We start from the raw sequence: 14226 nt of genomic DNA, 5'->3' as shown, positions 1-14226 counted from the left end.
GTGCGCGGCCCGCGAGCCGTAATCCCGTGGGCAGTTGGTCTCTCAGCGGCGGCCCGCGCGGGTCAGTGCTGCCTCTGTCTGGGCGGCCAGGGTGGGGACGAGGTCGGCTGCCGAGGGGAGGTCGGTGATGAGGTCGACGGCTTCGCCGGCCCAGACCGGCAGCGGGGGCACCGCGCCGCGTGCCACGTCGTCCTGGTAGTTCCGACGGGCCTGGGGGTCGGCGGCGAGTTCCGCCTCGCGGCCACGCCATTGGTCGAGATACGGGTGGCCGAGTGTGCGGGCGGGGTACTTCGCCGGCCATCGGGAGCCGCGGGCAATGTCCAGCACGGTGCTGCGCTCGGTGTCCCCGCCGCGTCCTTCGAGGATCGCCTTGGTGATCGATGGGTCGACCAGGGCCTCTGTGGTGGCCTGGAAGCGGGTGCCGATGAGCGCTCCGGCAGCGCCCAGCACGAGTGCGGCCGCCACGCCGCGGCCGTCGGCGATCCCGCCGGCTGCCAGTACGGGCACCGGGTCCACGAGATCCACGACCGCCGGCACGAACGGCAAGGTGGAGCGCCCGTGCCGGGCTCCGTGCCCACCGCTCTCGGTTCCCTGGGCCACGATCACGTCGGCGCCCAGGTCCACGGCCTGTTCGGCCTCCTCCAGATCCGTGACCTGAAGGATCAACAGCGCCCCTGCTCGGCGGACATGCTCCGCGTAAGGGCTCGGGTCGCCGAACGACAGCATCACGGCCCTCGGCCCGTAGTCCAGAGCCCGCTCCACCACGGCGACGTCGATTCCCCAGGTCAGGAATCCGACGCCCCACGGACTGTCGGTGCCCGCGACGATCGCCACCTCGCGCGCCAGCCACTCCGGGTCCCCGAACGCGCCGCCCAGGAATCCGAACCCGCCGCCGCGTGAGACAGCTGCGGCCAGCGCGCCGCCGGCCGACCCGCCCATCGGCGCCAGCGCGATCGGATGTCGCACGCCGAACATCTCCGTGAACGCGGTCGACAACGCCATGGCCACATCATCGCTCCCCGCCCGGCCTCTTCCGAGCCTCAGGCCTGCGCGATTCCCGCTTCGTCGCTGGGAGATCCGAGTGGCCCGAGTGCTCGCACAACGACTGGTTGTGTTCTCATGGCGGGTCGGTTGTTTGATCTCGTCGTCTGCTCCTCGCTTTGATGTCGGTGGTCAGCGTGTGGTTGTCGGGGGCGGCGAGAGGTGCGGTGGGCGTGAAGGGCAGACGGGCGCTGGGGCGGCGCTTCGGGTGGTTGTGGGCGGCGTTCGCGGTCAGCTCGTACGGCACGGGGTTCGGGTTCGGCGCGTTCCCCTTGATCGCGATCCTCGTGCTGCACTCCGGGCCGACGCAGGTGGCGGCGCTGGCCGCCGCGGGGCGGGCCGTGGGGGCCGTGATCGCGGTGCCGCTCGGGCCGTGGATGGAGTTCCGGCGCAAGCGGCCCGTCATGATCGCGATGGACCTGATCCGGTTCGCGGCGCTGATGAGCGTCCCCGCCGCGTTCGCGTTCGGCGGGCTCAGCTTCGCCCAGCTCCTCGTCGTCTCCGTCGTCGTCGCCGCGGCCGACATCGCCTTCAAGGCGGCCGGCGGCGCGTATCTGAAGTCGCTGGTGCCGCCGGAGGACCTGCTCGTCGCGAACGGCCGGTTCGAGTCCACGACGTGGACCTCGATCGTGGTCGGGCCACCGCTCGGCGGGGCCGCGATCGGGATGTTCGGCCCGGTGACGACGGTGATCGCCGACGCGGTCAGCTACCTGCTCTCGGCGCTCGGCATCCGCGCCATCGGAGGGAAGGAAGCGCGCCCCGCCCGGGCCACGGCACCACGGCTGCGCGCCGGTGATCTGCTCGAAGGCTGGCGCTACATCCTCAGCCACCGCACGCTGCGCCCGCTGTTCCTCAACTCGATCGTCGTCAACGGCCTCATCATGGCCTCGGAGCCGCTGATCGCCGTGCTCATGCTGAGCCGGCTCGGCTTCGCACCCTGGCAGTACGGTCTCGCGTTCGCGGCCCCGTGCATCGGTGGACTCATCGGCTCACGCGTGGCGCACCCGCTCGTGGCACGGTTCGGACAGCGCAAGGTGATGCTCACCGTTGGAGCCTTGCGTGCGTGCTGGCCCATCGGGCTCGCGTTCGTCCAGCCCGGAGTTCCCGGGATCGTGCTCGTCATCGCCGTCCAGCTCGGTCTGGTGACCTGCTGCGGCCTGTTCAACCCGGTGCTCGCCACCTACCGGCTCGAACACACCGACCCTGCCCGGGTCGCCCGCACGCTGTCCGCGTGGTCGGTCAGCAGCAGCCTGTCCATCGCGGCCCTGACCGCCGTGTGGGGTGTGATCGCCGCCGTCGCCGGCCCCCGCACCGCGATCGCGATCGCCGGAGTCGTCCTCCTGGCCACCCCGCTGCTGCTCCCGCGCCGCGAGAAGGCGCCCCGGAACGCGGGGGAGCAGGCGGCCGCCGGCATCACCTGACAGGCTCGTCCGCGACCTCCTCGGTGTTCAGCACGGTCGCGCGGAAGGACGTGACGACCGGGCGCAGATCGATCTGGTGCCAGGCGGCCCAGAGGCGTACGGACCTTTGGAACCAGGGGAGTTCACGGACCGTGACGCCTGGGGTGTCGGCCCGCAGCATGCTCTCCTGGACCAGCGCCATGCCGAGGCCGGATGCAGCCAGGCCGAGAGCGGTCAGGGGTTCGGGGGCTTCGAGCCGGATGTCGGGGGTGAACCCGGCCGCCGCGCAGGAGGCGACGAAGTCGTCGCGCCATGCGGGCTGTTGGCTGTTCTCGATGGCGATCCACGGCTGATTGTCGAGGTCTTCGGGCAGGATCTCCGCCCTCCCGGCAAGCGGATGGCTGCTCGGCACGGCAAGGAGCAGGGGGTCCTCCAGGAGGAGGGCGCTGCGCAGGTCGGGGTCCGCCTCGGGGGGTGCCTCCGGTACGAGGGCGATGTCCAGGCTGCGCTGGCGCAGGCCCTCGAACTGCTGGGCCGCGGTCAGGTCGTAGAGGGCGACGTGGATGCCGGGCCGCTCGTCGTGCAGGGCGCGCAGGGCCTGCGGCAGGATCCCGGTGTGCATGGCATCGCCGACGTATCCCACGCACAGGCCGCCTTCCTCGCCGCGCCCCAAGCGGCGGCCGAGGTTCTCGAGCCGGTCCGCATGCCGCAGCAGGGCCGTGGCCTCGGTGAGGAAGACGCGGCCGTCCGAGGTGAGGCGCAGGCGCTGCTGGCTGCGCTCGAACAGGGTCAGGCCCAGGTTCTTCTCCAGCTGGGCGATCTGCCGGCTCAGCGGCGACTGGGAGATGTGCAGGCGATCGGCGGCCCGGCCGACGTGTTCCTCCTCGGCCACGGCCACGAAATAGCGAAGTTGTCGCAGGTCAAGCATGTAAGACCTCTAGGGACTCAAGTGTGTCCAAGCAAGTCTTGGACAGTCTGACTCCTCGATCCTAACCTCGACAGAGCAAGAGCCGCGGAGCAGGAGAAACCGTCCTGAGCTTCGCATCACGTGACAGACAGAAAGATTCCACTCATGGGTATCAAGTCCCTCCTGCCGGGACCCCTCGGCTTCGGTACCGCCCCGCTCGGCAACATGTTCCGCAGCATCCCCGACGAGGAGGCCGCCGCCACCGTCGAGGCCGCCTGGGACCAGGGCATCCGCTACTTCGACACCGCGCCCTTCTACGGTGCGGGCCTGTCCGAGCTGCGCCTCGGCGAGGTGCTGGCCGGCCGGCCGCGTGACGAGTACGTGCTCAGCACCAAGGTCGGCCGCGTCATCCTGGACGAGCTGGAGGACCCCTCCGACCGCGACCTGGGCGAGAAGGGCGGTCTCTTCGAGCACGGTCGCGCGAACAAGATGGTCGACCTCTACACCGCGGACGCCACCCTGCGCTCCATCGAGGACAGCCTCAAGCGCCTGAAGACGGACCGGCTCGACATCGTCTGGGTGCACGACGTCGCCCAGGACTTCCACGGCGACGACTGGCTCGCCGTCTACGAGACGGCCCGCACCGGCGCCTTCCGTGTCCTGCAGAACCTCCGCGACGAGGGCGTCATCAAGGCCTGGGGCCTCGGCGTCAACCGCGTGGAGCCGATCGAGCTCACCCTCGACCTGGACGAGCCCAAGCCCGACGCGTTCCTCCTGGCCGGCCGCTACACCCTGCTCGACCACAACCGCTCCCTGCAGCGCCTGCTGCCCGCCGCCACCGAGCAGAACATCGACATGGTCGTCGGCGGCCCCTACAGCTCAGGCATCCTCGCCGGTGGACAGCACTTCGAGTACCAGAAGGCCCCGGCGGACATCATCGCCAAGGTCGAGAGGATCAAGGCACTCGCCGCCGGGCACGGTGTCAGCATCAAGGCCGCCGCCCTGCAGTTCGCCCTGGCACACCCGGCCACGGCCGCCGTCGTCCCCGGCGCCACCCGGCCCAGCCGCATCGCCGAAGACGTCGCCGCCCTCAAGGAGAACGTCCCGGCCGCCTTCTGGACCGCGCTCCGCGACGAACAGCTCATCGCCGCCGACGCCCCCACGCCCACTGCCTGACCACCGGCCTCACGGCACACGAAAGGAACAGCACATGGCCACCACCGCCACCGCCACCATCGACCTCCCTCGATCCGCCGACGACGTCTGGCAACTCATCGGCGGCTTCGACTCCCTGCCCGACTGGCTCCCGTACATCCCCGAGAGCGAGCTGAGCGAGGGCGGCCGCGTACGCCGCCTGACCAATCAGGACGGCGGCGTCATCGTCGAACGCCTCAAGGCCTTCGACCAGGACAAGCGAACCTACTCCTACGCGATCGAGCAGGCGCCGTTCCCGGTCACCGACTACCTCTCCACGCTGACGGTGCGCGACATACCCGGCACGCCCGGAACGTCGCGGGTGGAATGGACGGGCTCGTTCACACCCGTCGGCGTCAGCGAGGCCCACGTCGAGGAGCTCTTCCACGGCATCTACGCGGACGGCCTCGCGGCGCTCCTCGAGACCCTCAACTCCTGAGGGCCGACACCGGCGTTGGACCGGTCATGCCAGGCACCGGGGGTGCCGACTTGTGACGCCGTCGGCACCCCCGGTGCACTCCGGTCGGAGGCCTGATGGATCGTGGTGCGGAGCAGCCAGGAGGCTGCTTCTCTCTCCAGGGAGCGGGCCGGCCGATCGGTCGTTGTCGGGTCAGCCCGTGACGGTGACCAGCGCGATCGTGACGTTGTCGGGACCGCCCGCGCTCATGGCGGCTTTCCACAGCTCGAAGACGGCCCGGCCGCCGTCGTGTGCCCGAAGGATGTCGTCGATCTCGTTGTCGAGTACGGGGTCGGTCAGGCCGTCGCTGCACACCAGCATGCGCGTACCTGGGGTGAGCGGTGACGTGCTGACGTGCGGCGTGATCGCGCTGAACGTCGGTGCGCCACCGAGCGCCTGCGTGACGATCGACGTGGTGCGCCGCCCCTGCGCGAGGGGCGGGCTGTCGTCCACGCTCAGCTGGTGGAGCGTGTCGTCCGTGGCGGCCCGGGCGCCGGCGGGGCCGCCGCCGCCGTCACCGCCGTCACCGGCCGGGCCCACTTCGATCACCCTGCTGTCGCCGACGTTGAACACGAGCAGTTCCTGTTCGAGGATCACGACACCCGCGACGGTCGTCCCCATCGTGGACAGCTCCGGGGCGCGGTCGGCCGCCGCGTACACGGCGTGATTGCACATCCCCAGCGCGTCACGAACCGCTTCCTCGCCGTCCAGCGCAGGCCCGAACAGGGCGAGCCGGCGGACGACGAGGCTGCTGGCCACCTCGCCGGCCGGCTGTCCGCCGATGCCGTCGGCGACAGCGACCACGAGTGGACGGCCGAGCGGGAACGCCATCGTCTGCGGATTCTCCGTCACCGTTCCGCACAGCGTCCACGGGCCGACGACCAGGCTGTCCTCGTTGTGCTCGCGCCTGAGTCCGGGGTGGCTCAGCGCAGTGACCGATATGTACGGCATAGCCGGTGCCGCCTCTCCGCGAAGGAGCGCATCATCCGCACCACCATTGTCGCGCCGGAGAGCGGCTCGGGTCGTGCACGCGTCCCGAGTTGCGCGGTGCCGCGAACGGGGCTAGCCCGGAGGTAAGGGCAGACAGACACATGCCTGCCGTCACCTGCGAGGGGCTCCGAGAGGGGCGAACGCTGTGCGGTTCACGGATCGTACTGATGCCGGGCGGCGGCTTGCCGCAGCGGTGCAGCATCTGCGTGATGAGGAGCCGGTCGTCCTCGGGCTGCCGCGTGGCGGTGTTCCGGTGGCCTTCGAGGTGGCGCGTGCGCTGGGCGCCCCGCTCGATGTGATCGTGGTCCGCAAACTCGGCGTCCCGTACCAGCCGGAACTGGCCTTCGGCGCGATCGGCGAGGGCGGCGTGCGGGTCCTCAACGACGACGTCGTGCGCCACTGCGGGATCGAACCGGACCACATCGCGGCCGTCGAGCGCGCGGAGCGACAGGAGCTGGAGCGGCGGGCGCGGCGGTACCGCGGCGGCCGGCCCGCGTCGGCCGGCGAGGGCAGAACGGTGGTGAGGGGTGAGGCTCCCACGGTGATCGGTGAGGCCCGTACGGTGATCGTGGTGGACGACGGGATCGCGACCGGTGCCACGGCGGCGGCCGCATGCCAGGTCGTACGGGCGCAGGGCGCCGCCCGCGTGGTCCTTGCCGTGCCGGTCGCGCCGCCCGACGCGGTGCGCCGACTGAGCGCGGTGGCCGACGACGTGGTGTGCCTCTCCGTACCGCCCCTCTTCGGTTCCGTCGGTGAGTGGTACAGCGACTTCTCGCAGACCACGGACGAGGAAGTGGCCGCGTGTCTGGCACGGGCCGTGGCAGACCCCGCACGCGTCCGTCCCGCACCGGTCACGACCGGCGTCGAGGTGGAGGCCGCCGGAGTCCGGCTGGCCGGAGACCTCGCGCGGCCGGAAGGGGCCGCGGGCCTGGTGATGTTCGCCCATGGCTCCGGCAGCAGCCGGCACAGTCCGCGCAATCGGGCGGTGGCGGAGGTGTTGCAGGAAGCGGGCCTCGGCACGCTGCTGTTCGACCTGCTCACGCCCGCCGAGGAGGCCGACCGGGACAACGTCTTCGACATCGGCACGCTCGCCGGCAGGCTGGCGGGAGCCACCCGCTGGCTGCGCGACCGCGAGTCGGCGCCGATCGGTTACTTCGGTGCCAGCACCGGGGCCGCGGCGGCGCTCCGGGCGGCCGCCGACGACCCGGACATCGGTGCCGTGGTGTCCCGCGGCGGACGGCCCGACCTCGCCGGGCCGCGCCTCGACGACGTACGAGCGCCGACCCTGCTCATCGTCGGTGGGGCCGACGCGATGGTGCTCGACCTCAACCGTGGCGCCCAGGCTCAACTCCGTTGCGAGAACAGGCTGGAGATCGTGCCGGGAGCCACGCATCTCTTCGAGGAACCCGGAGCGCTCGACCGGGTCGCCGACCTCGCGAGGCAGTGGTTCACCACGCACCTGACGGCAGGCAGCGACCCTCCGACGTCGGCGCGCCGGGCGCCGCATCGCTGAGCGGTCCCTCACCCGGGGCAGAGAAGCGGAGCCGGGCCCGTACACGACGGGCCCGGCTTCCTGCTTATTGATCCCCGTCCACCTTATTGATCCCCGTCTACCGGTTGCTCACGGCGAAACGCATCAGCGCCCGCTCGTCACCCTGCTTGATCTTCCCGGTCTCGTTCAGCACCTCGAGCTTCCAACTGCCGTCGACCCGGATCGCCTTGGCGACACGGCAGCCGTTGTCGTTGGTGAGCAGGCTCGGCCAGATGTCGGCGACCTGCTGGGAGGATCCGCCGGTCGCGTCGTACACCTTGAAGCTGATGTTCCGCGCCTTCTGGAAGGAGCTCGACTTCTTGTACGCGGCGGCCACGAACACGATCGACGTGATGTTCGTCGGGATGCGGCCGAACTCGACGGTCACGGTCTCGTCGTCCCCGTCACCGCGCCCCGTCTGGTTGTCGCCGCTGTGCACCAAGGAGCCGTTGCCCAGCGGGTCCAGGGAGTCGAGGCCTGCCAGCCGTACCGGGTCCGCGCCCTGCAGCGCGATGGCGATGAGGTCGAGGTCCGTGCCGACGTTCCGGCGGAGCTTGCCCATCAGCCCGCCGCTGCTGCCGGCGGTGGGGTCCCAGGACACCCCGATCGACAGGTGGGTCACACCGTCGAGATCGGCCGGTCCGTCTTCCTTGGTGAGCGTGATCATGTGAATTCCTCGTGATGGTGGAGTGCAATGCATGAAGTCTGCCGATATCACTCGTCGCTTGATACACCAGGTCCGAAATTGGCGACGGGAAGGGCACTTCAACGGACACGGCCCCCGCCCGACCGGGCAGGGGCCACATCGCGATTCCGGCCCCGGTGGGCCAGATCTCCACGTGTCAGAGGTACTTCTTGAGCTCGCGCCGGGCCAGCGAGCGCTGGTGGACCTCGTCGGGGCCGTCCGCGAGACGCAGAGTGCGCGCGCCCGCCCACAGCTCGGCCAGCGGGAAGTCCTGGCTGACGCCGCCCGCTCCGTGCAGCTGCACGGCCTGGTCGATGATGCCGACGACCGTGCGCGGGGTGGCGATCTTGATGGACTGGATCTCCGTGTGGGCGCCCTTGTTGCCGACGGTGTCCATCAGCCAGGCCGTCTTGAGGACGAGCAGGCGCAGCTGCTCCACCGCGACCCGCGCGTCTGCGATCCATTCCTGTACGACGCCCTGCTGGGCCAGCGGCTTGCCGAACGCGGTACGGGCCACAGCCCGCTTGCACATCAGCTCGATGGCCCGTTCGGCCATGCCGATCAGCCGCATGCAGTGGTGGATACGGCCCGGGCCGAGCCGCGCCTGGGCGATGGCGAAGCCGCCGCCCTCCTCGCCGATCAGGTTGCTCGCCGGGACACGGACGCGGTCGAAGACGACCTCGGCGTGACCGCCGTGGTAGTGGTCCTCGTACCCGTACACCTGCATGGCGCGCCGGATCTCGAGGCCGGGGGTGTCGCGGGGGACGAGCACCATGGACTGCTGGCGGCGGATGTCGGAGCCCTCGGGGTCCGTCTTGCCCATCACGATGAAGATCTTGCAGTCCGGGTTCATCGCCCCGGAGATGTACCACTTGCGGCCGGTGATGACGTACTCGTCGCCGTCGCGCTCGATGAGCGTGGTGATGTTCGTGGCGTCGGAGGAGGCCACCTCGGGCTCGGTCATCGCGAACGCGGAGCGGATCTCACCGGCGAGCAGGGGCTCCAGCCACTGCTTCTTCTGCCGCTCGTCGCCGAACTGGGAGAGCACCTCCATGTTGCCGGTGTCGGGGGCCGCACAGTTGAGGGCCGTGGGCGCCAACTGCGGGCTGCAGCCGGTGATCTCGGCCAGCGGCGCGTACTGGAGGTTGGTCAGCCCGGCGCCGTACTGCGCGTCGGGCAGGAAGAGGTTCCACAGGCCCTGCCGCCTGGCTTCGGCCTTGAGCTCCTCGACGACGGCCGGGGTGTCCCAGGGGGAGGCGAGCTGCGCGCGCTGCTCGTGCGCGACGGCCTTGGCCGGGTGCACGTGCTCGTCCATGAAGGCGAGGAGTTTTGCCCGCAGTTCCTCGGTGCGCGCGTCGAATGCGAAGTCCATTGCGGGTCAGCCTTTCTGAAGTGTCGTCAGGCCGTGGTCGATGAAGACGGGCACGAGCTCACCGATACGGTCGAAGCCGGCGCCGACGGTCTGGCCGAGGGTGTAGCGGTAGTGGATGCCTTCGAGGATCACGGCGAGCTTGAACCACGCGAAGGCCGTGTACCAGGAGACGGCGGACACGTCGCGCCCCGAGCGCGCGGCGTACCGCTCGATGATCTCGGCCGGGTCGGGGTGCCCGGCGGCCGCGGCGGTCGTGGAGACGGGCGAGTCGGGCATGTCCAGCTTCGCGCTGTACATCACCAGCAGGCCCAGGTCGGTGAGCGGGTCACCGAGCGTGGACATCTCCCAGTCGAGGACGGCCTTGATCCGGTCGACGCCGTCGGCGTCCTCGTTGATGAGGACGTTGTCGAGGCGGTAGTCGCCGTGCACGATCGTGGGGGCGGACGAGGTGGGCAGCGAGCGGCCCAGCGCCGCGTGGAGCTCGTCGACGCCGGCCAGCTCGCGGTTCCTGGACGCGTCGAGCTGCTTGCCCCAGCGCCGCAGCTGCCGGTCGAGGAACCCCTCGGGCCGCCCGAAGTCCGCGAGGCCCACCTCGGCGGGGTCCACGGCGTGCAGGTCGACGAGGGTGTCCACGAGGCTCAGCACGGCGGCGCGGGTGCGCTCCGGGCCCAGCTGCGCGAGCTGGTCGGCCGTGCGGTACGGCGTGCCCGCCACGTACTCCATCACGTAGAACGGCGCGCCGAGCACGCTGTCGTCCTCGCACATCAGCAGTGCCTCGGGCACCGGCACGGAGGTCGGGTTCAGGGCGCTGATCACCCGGTACTCGCGCTTCATGTCGTGCGCGGTGGCGAGCACATGACCCAGCGGGGGACGCCGGACCACCCAGGTCGACGAGCCGTCGCCGACGATGTACGTCAGGTTCGACCGGCCGCCCTCGACGACCCGACCGGACAGCGGACCGGCCACGAGCCCCGGGCGTTCCCGGTCGAGGTGGCCGCGCAACTGGTCGAGATCGAGACCTGGAGGGTGGCCGGCGCTCATCTTTGCTCCTACGGGACGTCTGAACTGGACTGACTCATCATCCTGACTAGTCGGTATGTCGTCCAGTGGGCGCCGCTAAAGTGATCGGAGTCTCAGCGGGATTCGGACTTCCAGGGGCGTTGCCGCGGGTGGTTGAGGGCCTCGGCCGAGTTCAGGGCCCCGAGGTTCTGGAGGCCGTGCCCGGCCAGGCGGGCGCGGTTGCGCACCGCCGGGGCCCGCGGCGAGGCCCCGGCCACCGTGAACCGGGCACAGACGTGCACCGCAGCCCGGACGGCAATGGATCAGACCGCGCTGTTCCGCATCTCCGCCAGGCTGTCCTTGGTCAGGTGCCGGGGTGTGCTGTCGGGGTCGACCAGGACGACCGTGCACGTGGCGGAGTGGGTGAGGGCGGTGGTGAGGCTGCCGTCGGCGAACTGCGTGACGGGGCCGCGCGGCGAGCGCCCGATGGCCACCGTACGGGCGTGCACCTCCGCCGCGTGGTGGGCGAGGGCTCGGCCCGTGGCGGCGTGGTCGCCCACGCTCGTCAGGATCTGCCCGGTGGCAGAGATGCCGTCTGCGCCGAGGCGGTCGAGGTGGGCGGTCACGGCGGCGCGGGCCTGCTCGTCCGTCTCGGTGTCGACGGCTTGTTCCTCGACCACCGCGGTCTGCTGGACGTGGACGACCTCCAGTGGGCTGCCGGTGTCGCGAGCGAGCCGGGCCGCGGCGTCGACGATGGAGGCGGCTCTGTCGTGGGCGCCCACGGCGACGATGACGGGCGGCGCGTCCGTCGCGGCGGCCGTGCTGCCGACGGGGGTGAGCGACGGGATGACGGGCTCACCCTCGCCCAGGCTCGCCTCGGCCTTGCGCAGCAGACCGTGACCGCTGGCCAGCACGGGGATGGCGAGGAGGAAGGTGGCGGCGCCCAGGTAGAAGGGCACGCTCAGGTCCGTGGCGTCGGCGAGCTTGCCCGCGACGAAGGGGGCCAGGCCACCGCCGATGAAGCGCAGGAACCCGTAGGCGGATGAGGCCACGGGGCGCTCGACGGGGGAGACGAGCATGACGGCCTGGGTGGTCAGGGTGTTGTTGATGCCGATGAAGGCGCCGCTGACGATGACGGCCACGATGACGACCGTGGGGGTGGCGACGCCGGCGGCGATGATCGCCATCACGATGCCGAGGCCGAACAGGTTCGCGTACAGGACGGGGGCGGTGCCGAAGCGGGCCTGCAGGCGCGGGGCGAAGAAGACGCTGAAGGCGGCCACCAGCAGGCCCCAGCCGGTGAAGACCAGACCGAGCTCGTGCGCGTTCAGCTCCATCGGGTACGGGGCGTAGCCGAGCATCGTGAAGAAGCCCCAGTTGTACAGCAGGGCCATGATGCCCATGGTCAGCAGGCCGCGGTGGCGCAGCGCCTTGAGCGGTGCGATCGGCGAGGTGGGGCGCTTCGGCTTGGGCAGTGAGGGCACGAAGACGAGGGTCGCGACCAGTGCGATGGCCATCAGGACGGCGACACCGAAGAACGGGCCGCGCCAGCTGATGCCGCCCAACTCCCCGCCCAGCAGCGGGCCGACGGCGATACCGAGGCCGAGCGCGGTCTCGTACAGGATGATCGCGCCGCCGAAGCCGCCGCTCGCGGAGGCGACGATGACGGCGAGGGAGGTGGCGATGAACATCGCGTTGCCCAGGCCCCAGCCGGCCCGCATGCCGACGATGCCGTTGACGGAGCCGGCCATGCCGGCCAGGGCGGCGAATACGACGATGACGATCAGGCCCACGACCAGGGTGCGCTTGGCGCCGATGCGGCTGGATATCCAGCCGACGAAGAGCATGGCGACCGCGGTCACGATCAGATAGCTGCTGAAGAGCAGGGAGACCTGGCTGGGTGAGGCGTGCAGGTTCTCGGCCAGGGCGGGCAGGATCGGGTCGACCAGGCCGATGCCCATGAACGAGATCACGCAGGCGAACGCCACGGCCCAGACGGCCTTGGGCTGCTTGAAGGGACTGGCGGCCTTTCCATGCGATGCACTCATGTGCGGTTCTCTCCAAAGCGTCGAGAGGCGGTGGTGGGGAGAGCGGACAGATTTGAGCGGTGGTGGGTGGGTGGGGGTGGGTCAGTCGTGGGCCTGGCGGTCCTGGATGGCGCGGGCCAGGGCGGGCAGCGCGGTCCGCACGGCCTGCTGCTCCGGCTCGGTCAGCTCCCCGATGAGCAGGTCGAGAGCCTGGGCCCGCTCGGCGCGCCGCTGCCGGAAGACCTCGAGGCCGCTGTCGGTGGCCTCCACGAGGACGGCCCGGCCGTCGTTGTGGTCAGCCACACGGCGTACCAGGCCCGCGCGTTCCATGCGGGTGACGAGCTGGGTCATGTTCGGCTGGGAGACGCCTTCGGCCCGCGCCAGTTCGCTCAGTCGGTACGGGCCCTCGCGGCCGAGCCGGCCGATCGCGGACGAGGCCGCTGTGCTCAGGCCGCCGGCGACGGCGCTCTGTCGCACGTAGCGGACCATCTGCTCCACGGCGATCATCAGGCCTTCGGCCTGGGCACCGCCTTCCATGATGCGCCCATTCATAAGCGCATTATGCATCTACGTGTAACGTGAATCAATATCGCGTGCGCACGATTTCGTGTCCTCGGGCAGCGCGGTTTCGGGACGTATATCGACTTGGACGGACGTCGCCCGGGACAGAAGTCGCCCATTTGCGGCGTGCGGCGTGTGCCGGTGTCGTGCGAATGTCGGAGGTGTGGTCGATGAGGGCGGGTCGGTCACCGACCACTCCGCGAGCACCTGACCGCCTGACCAGAGGAGAAGAAGCACATGGCCCACTCCTTCGATCCCTACAGCGTCCTGCCCTCAGTGCCCGCGTTCGGCTTGCACAGCACGGATGTCGCGGACGGAAAGTCCCTCGACGTCGCGCAGTGCAGCAGTCTCTTCGGCGGCCCGGGCGAGGACCGCTCCCCACAGCTGTCCTGGGAGGGGTTCCCGGCCGACACGCAGAGCTTCGCGGTGACCTGCTTCGACCCGGACGCGCCTACGGTGAGCGGCTTCTGGCACTGGGCGGTGTACGACATCCCCGCGTCGGTACAGGAGCTGGAGGCCGGTGCCGGGGCGCCAGGCGGGAAGTACCTTCCTGCCGGAGCGAAGATGCTGGCCAACGACGCGGGCGGGCACAGCTTCCTCGGCGCCTCGCCCCCTCCCGGGCACGGTCCTCACCGTTACATCTACGCCGTCCATGCGCTGGACACGCCCGAGCTGGATGTGCCGACGGCGGCTTCCCCGGCATGGCTGGGCATCCAGCTCTTCACCCACGCGGTCGCGCGGGCCACGATCGTCCCGGTCTACGAGATCCCGGCGTGAGGGCATAGGAGCGAGAGTCCGACAGCCCAGGAGGACGTCCTCCTGGGCTGTCGGCTTTGGCTCGTGGGCCGGGGGGCGGCGACGTCCACCGTGAGCTCAGGACGCGGGCCGGAGCTCGGCCCGACGGGCCGTATCAGTCCTTGATCTCGCAGATGGTGGCGCCGGAGGTGATGGAGGCGCCGATTTCGGTGTTGAGGCCCTTGATGATGCCGGCGCGGTGGGCGTTGAGGGGCTGTTCCATCTTCATGGCTTCGAGGACGACGACGAGGTCGCCTTCCTTGACTT

14 protein-coding genes are annotated in these 14226 nt (G+C 70.5%); 5 read left to right on the top strand and 9 right to left on the bottom strand.

Translation table 11 applies throughout. The features are described from left to right. Positions 1 to 42 precede the first annotated feature (42 nt). The gene (locus tag ACWFR4_RS31740) at positions 43 to 1002 is read right to left on the bottom strand and encodes an NAD(P)H-dependent flavin oxidoreductase (RefSeq protein WP_453655613.1); all 960 of its coding nucleotides are present in this window, start codon (positions 1000 to 1002) and stop codon (positions 43 to 45) included. Between the two features lie 212 nt (positions 1003 to 1214). On the opposite strand from ACWFR4_RS31740, the gene ACWFR4_RS31735 reads away from it, so the two are divergent. Further along, a complete protein-coding gene (locus ACWFR4_RS31735; RefSeq protein WP_453655612.1) occupies positions 1215 to 2462 on the top strand; it encodes an MFS transporter in 1248 nt (415 codons plus the stop codon). Here the strand turns inward: ACWFR4_RS31735 and ACWFR4_RS31730 are convergent. Continuing rightward, positions 2455 to 3369 (bottom strand): LysR substrate-binding domain-containing protein, encoded by a 915-nt coding sequence (locus ACWFR4_RS31730; protein ID WP_453655611.1) that lies wholly within the window; start codon positions 3367 to 3369, stop codon positions 2455 to 2457. The genes ACWFR4_RS31735 and ACWFR4_RS31730 overlap by 8 nt on opposite strands. A gap of 144 nt (positions 3370 to 3513) precedes the next feature. Here ACWFR4_RS31730 and ACWFR4_RS31725 point away from each other — a divergent pair, with 144 nt between their 5' ends. Next, a complete protein-coding gene (locus ACWFR4_RS31725; RefSeq protein WP_453655610.1) occupies positions 3514 to 4524 on the top strand; it encodes an aldo/keto reductase in 1011 nt (336 codons plus the stop codon). Between the two features lie 34 nt (positions 4525 to 4558). Then, entirely contained in the window at positions 4559 to 4981 is a 423-nt protein-coding gene (locus tag ACWFR4_RS31720; protein ID WP_453655609.1) for an SRPBCC family protein, read from the top strand. Positions 4982 to 5152: 171 nt separating this feature from the next. Here ACWFR4_RS31720 and ACWFR4_RS31715 read toward each other — a convergent pair whose 3' ends face one another. Beyond that, positions 5153 to 5950 carry a PP2C family protein-serine/threonine phosphatase gene (locus ACWFR4_RS31715; RefSeq protein ID WP_453655608.1) on the bottom strand — a complete coding sequence of 266 codons (798 nt, stop codon included), beginning with the start codon at positions 5948 to 5950 and terminating at the stop codon, positions 5153 to 5155. A gap of 184 nt (positions 5951 to 6134) precedes the next feature. Between ACWFR4_RS31715 and ACWFR4_RS31710 the strand changes: the two genes are divergently transcribed. Beyond that, the gene (locus ACWFR4_RS31710) at positions 6135 to 7502 is read left to right on the top strand and encodes a phosphoribosyltransferase family protein (RefSeq protein ID WP_453655607.1); all 1368 of its coding nucleotides are present in this window, start codon (positions 6135 to 6137) and stop codon (positions 7500 to 7502) included. Positions 7503 to 7599: 97 nt separating this feature from the next. Here ACWFR4_RS31710 and ACWFR4_RS31705 read toward each other — a convergent pair whose 3' ends face one another. The 5 genes from ACWFR4_RS31705 to ACWFR4_RS31685 form a co-directional block, all read right to left on the bottom strand. Then, the gene (locus ACWFR4_RS31705) at positions 7600 to 8187 is read right to left on the bottom strand and encodes a TerD family protein (RefSeq protein ID WP_227292713.1); all 588 of its coding nucleotides are present in this window, start codon (positions 8185 to 8187) and stop codon (positions 7600 to 7602) included. A gap of 175 nt (positions 8188 to 8362) precedes the next feature. Next, positions 8363 to 9577: an acyl-CoA dehydrogenase family protein gene (locus ACWFR4_RS31700; protein WP_453655606.1), complete on the bottom strand. Its 1215-nt coding sequence runs from the start codon at positions 9575 to 9577 to the stop codon at positions 8363 to 8365. A gap of 6 nt (positions 9578 to 9583) precedes the next feature. Further along, positions 9584 to 10618 carry a phosphotransferase family protein gene (locus ACWFR4_RS31695; protein WP_453469216.1) on the bottom strand — a complete coding sequence of 345 codons (1035 nt, stop codon included), beginning with the start codon at positions 10616 to 10618 and terminating at the stop codon, positions 9584 to 9586. Positions 10619 to 10899: 281 nt separating this feature from the next. Next, positions 10900 to 12624 carry an MFS transporter gene (locus ACWFR4_RS31690; protein WP_453655605.1) on the bottom strand — a complete coding sequence of 575 codons (1725 nt, stop codon included), beginning with the start codon at positions 12622 to 12624 and terminating at the stop codon, positions 10900 to 10902. Between the two features lie 81 nt (positions 12625 to 12705). Further along, positions 12706 to 13155, bottom strand: a complete 450-nt coding sequence (locus ACWFR4_RS31685) for a MarR family winged helix-turn-helix transcriptional regulator (RefSeq protein WP_453655604.1) — start codon at positions 13153 to 13155, stop codon at positions 12706 to 12708. 246 nt (positions 13156 to 13401) lie between these two features. On the opposite strand from ACWFR4_RS31685, the gene ACWFR4_RS31680 reads away from it, so the two are divergent. Continuing rightward, a complete protein-coding gene (locus tag ACWFR4_RS31680) occupies positions 13402 to 13941 on the top strand; it encodes a YbhB/YbcL family Raf kinase inhibitor-like protein (RefSeq protein ID WP_453467710.1) in 540 nt (179 codons plus the stop codon). 133 nt (positions 13942 to 14074) lie between these two features. On the opposite strand, the gene ACWFR4_RS31675 is transcribed toward ACWFR4_RS31680, so the two are convergent. Next, positions 14075 to 14226, bottom strand: a 152-nt coding sequence (locus tag ACWFR4_RS31675) for an acetyl-CoA carboxylase biotin carboxyl carrier protein subunit (RefSeq protein WP_453655738.1), incomplete at its 5' end; no start/stop codon positions are given.

Source organism: Streptomyces sp. NPDC055140, assembly GCF_053607285.1.
This window is presented reverse-complemented; position numbering and strand designations above follow the sequence as displayed.